Below are 3162 nucleotides of genomic sequence, written 5' to 3' on the forward strand. Positions count from 1 at the left end.
CAGTATAGTGGCGATTACGCCATTGGCGATAGATATGTACTTACCTGCCATGCTGGTAATTGCAAACGATTTACACACTAATATGCCCAATGTACAAATATCGTTGAGTATTTACTTAGCAGGCTATTCATTAGGGATGCTATTTTTTGGCCCCATTGCCGATCAAATTGGCCGCCGTAAGCTTGCACGTATCGGCTTAACCTTATTTGGTGCAAGCTCACTTGCACTGGCATTTACCACCGAAATCCATGCTTTTTGGACTCTTCGAGCAGTGCAAGCATTTACGGGAGCGGCAGCAACGGTAGTAGTACCGGGTATTATTCGCCATATTTATCAGCAAAATACAGCTAAGGGAATGTCGTATGTGTCGATGATTATGATGGTAGCGCCGTTAGTTGCCCCCTCTGTTGGCTCGTTTATTTTAGGATTTTCTGTTTGGTCAACCATATTCTTGGTTCTTGCTGGGTATAGCTTTTTAATATTGGCATTTGTGCAAGTGTATCTAATTGATATTCCTATTCACAAAAACGAAAAAAAGGGTCTCGCTCTGTTTTTCGACAGCTATAAAACAGTACTCAGTAATAAAGATGCACGTGCCGACATACTCAGTTCTATGTTTGTATCGTTTGGATTTTTTTGCTTTTTGACCTCAGTACCATTTATTTATTTAGATTTATATGAAGTGTCAGAACAGTTATTTGGTGTGTTATTTGCCTTTAACGTAATGGCGCTGATGTTTGGTAACTTTTTAAATACGCGAATTGTACCAAGGCTGGGCTCTCGAAAAATGCTCTATATTGGGCTTACATTTGGATTTGTATCGGGGCTGGCTTTACTAACATTTAGCTTATTGCATTTATCACTTTATTATATTGTGGCTGCTATTGCGCCATTAATGATGAGCTTAGGCGTCACTGCAAGTAATGCTGACTCGCTAATATTAATGAAGTTTGAAAAAAACACAGGCACGGCAACGGCCGTAATTGGCACACTTCGTTTTGGCAGTGGCGCGTTAGTTGGCCCACTACTCGCTATTATGCATGCAAAAAGCGCAGTGCCATTTTCAAGTTTAATGTTCAGCGCTGTTTTGCTTACTATACTCGTACAGTTAATTCACTATAAAAAAGACAAAAAAAATGCCTCAATATGAGGCATTTTTTAAAACTAATAATTCAATTAAGCATCAGCAGCTTTAGAAACCATAACCATTGCAGGGCGTAATAAACGACCATTCAATGTGTAACCTTTTTGCATAACAGCAAGTACTGTATTAGGTGTTACATCGTTACTTGGTTGAATTGACATTGCTTGATGAAAATCTGGATTAAACTGCTCACCTTGTGGGTTTACAATTTCAACACCAAACTTTGCAACAGCATCGTTAAAGCTTTTAACTGTCATATCGATACCTTCAAGCAACGGCTTTAAAGTCTCATTTTCTTTATCAGAAAACTCAATAGCACGCTCAAGATTATCAATTACAGGTAGTAATTCGTTAGCAAATTTTTCTAGTGCAAACTTATGCGCTTTTTCTACATCTTGTGCTGCACGACGACGAATGTTGTCTACGTCTGCTGCAGCACGAACAACACCATCTTTTTGATCAGCAATAGTTTGTTTAGCAGCTTCAAGCTCTGCATATAGCATAGCTATTTCTGCTTCAGGGCTTTGCTCTTCTTCTGCATGTTGATCAGCGGCTTCTACTGCTGCTTCTACATCAGCCTGCATTTTAGAAATTTCTTCGTTTAATTCTACTTCTTGCTCAGGGTTTTGTGTCTGCTCAGACATAAAATACGTGCTCCAATTCTTTACAACTGCGGTAATTATGGGGATTGAATAAAAAGATTCAAGAGTTAGATGCCTCAATTAATTTAAATTCTCGAATTATTTCTTCGATTTGCGCTGATTTAGGGCAAATTATACAAAAGCGGCTTTGGTATTCTTGATTTTGAAAGTACGGCACGCTTATTACGATCAATTCATCACACTCAGTAAAAGGCAATTTTTCGCTATTAAGTACCGATACACCGTTTTTAAAAGCGAGTTTATCTTCTACATAATTTAAAAACGAAACACCAATATTTAAACTTTGCTCACAATCGATTTGTTTATAGAGGTAATTTTCGCCAACTACAATACTATTATCTGAGCCTAATTTTTGACTTAGTTGTCGCGTCCATTGATTAAGCGAATCATGACAATTTCGAGGCGCTGTATTTGCCATCGCCTTCATACGATACAGACCCTCCATAAGAGTTTGTTGGCTAAATACGGTATTCAACCATGTTGCAAACTGATAACGAACAGAATCTGACGAATCATGAGGTTTATCAATACAAATGTTGTGGCTCTGCCCAGCCCTGTCTATTAATAGAATAAGCCAGTCGGTAGAATCAAAATCAAGCACCTCTACTCTAAACACTTGCTGCGAGCTGACTTGTGGTAAACCAACACAACAACATATTTGGTATTTTTGGCTCAAACCATGTGCTAGTTCAACGAGTTGTGATTGCTCTGGTTGCCAATAATTAGCAATGTCAGCGAGTGGAAAAAACTCGTCAAACCAATAATCAAACCCTTCATTTGTGGGCACTCGTCCTGCAGATGTATGAGGTGAATACAATAGCCCCACTTTTTCTAAGCGAGCCATAGCATTACGAACCGTAGCCGAGCATACTGCCATGCCTTTGAGCTTGGCAATTTTTGTTGATGGAACAGGCAAGCCTTCACCATTACAGTACATGTTCATAACAGCTGAAAAAATTTGCTGATCTCGTGAGTTTAGTTTCATGGTATCTACATCTTGTTGCATGAAAGAGATATCGGGGCGTTTAGTTGTTTTTCAAGTCGTGCAGTTAACTGACTGCGAATAAAATTGAAGGTTTATAATATTGCTATAATCTGTATTTTCAAACACTTCTGTTTTGAGTTACTCTACAATTATTAAATCTTTTTGTGCGTACATTATGGACTCTCCTTTTAATACCATAGGCCTAATTGGCAAACCTAATCACCCGGGAGCCGCTGCTACCCTTCAGCGCTTACATACATTTTTACTTGCGCTTGGTTTTGAGGTAATAGTAGAAAAACGCACAGGGAGTCAATTAGACGATATCCCGCATGACAAACTTGTTAAGTTAGTCGACTTAGGAGAACAAGCCG

General features: G+C 38.9%; 3 protein-coding genes and 1 pseudogene. 2 read left to right on the top strand and 2 right to left on the bottom strand.

The genetic code is table 11. The features are described 5' to 3' along the window. Positions 1 to 1150 (top strand): Bcr/CflA family efflux MFS transporter (locus L652_RS0103390; RefSeq protein ID WP_024603287.1); only part of this gene is annotated, 1150 nt, incomplete at its 5' end. Between the two features lie 26 nt (positions 1151 to 1176). On the opposite strand, the gene grpE is transcribed toward L652_RS0103390, so the two are convergent. Both grpE and L652_RS0103400 read right to left on the bottom strand, forming a co-directional pair. Further along, positions 1177 to 1788 (bottom strand): nucleotide exchange factor GrpE, encoded by a 612-nt coding sequence (gene grpE, locus L652_RS0103395; RefSeq protein WP_024597391.1) that lies wholly within the window; start codon positions 1786 to 1788, stop codon positions 1177 to 1179. 58 nt (positions 1789 to 1846) lie between these two features. Continuing rightward, positions 1847 to 2812: an HrcA family transcriptional regulator gene (locus tag L652_RS0103400; protein WP_024597392.1), complete on the bottom strand. Its 966-nt coding sequence runs from the start codon at positions 2810 to 2812 to the stop codon at positions 1847 to 1849. Between the two features lie 154 nt (positions 2813 to 2966). Between L652_RS0103400 and ppnK the strand changes: the two are divergent. Further along, positions 2967 to 3162 (top strand): annotated as a pseudogene (ppnK, locus tag L652_RS0103405) (NAD(+) kinase); the annotation flags it as partial.

It is taken from the genome of Pseudoalteromonas sp. TB25, assembly GCF_000497995.1.
Taxonomy (GTDB): domain Bacteria; phylum Pseudomonadota; class Gammaproteobacteria; order Enterobacterales; family Alteromonadaceae; genus Pseudoalteromonas; species Pseudoalteromonas distincta.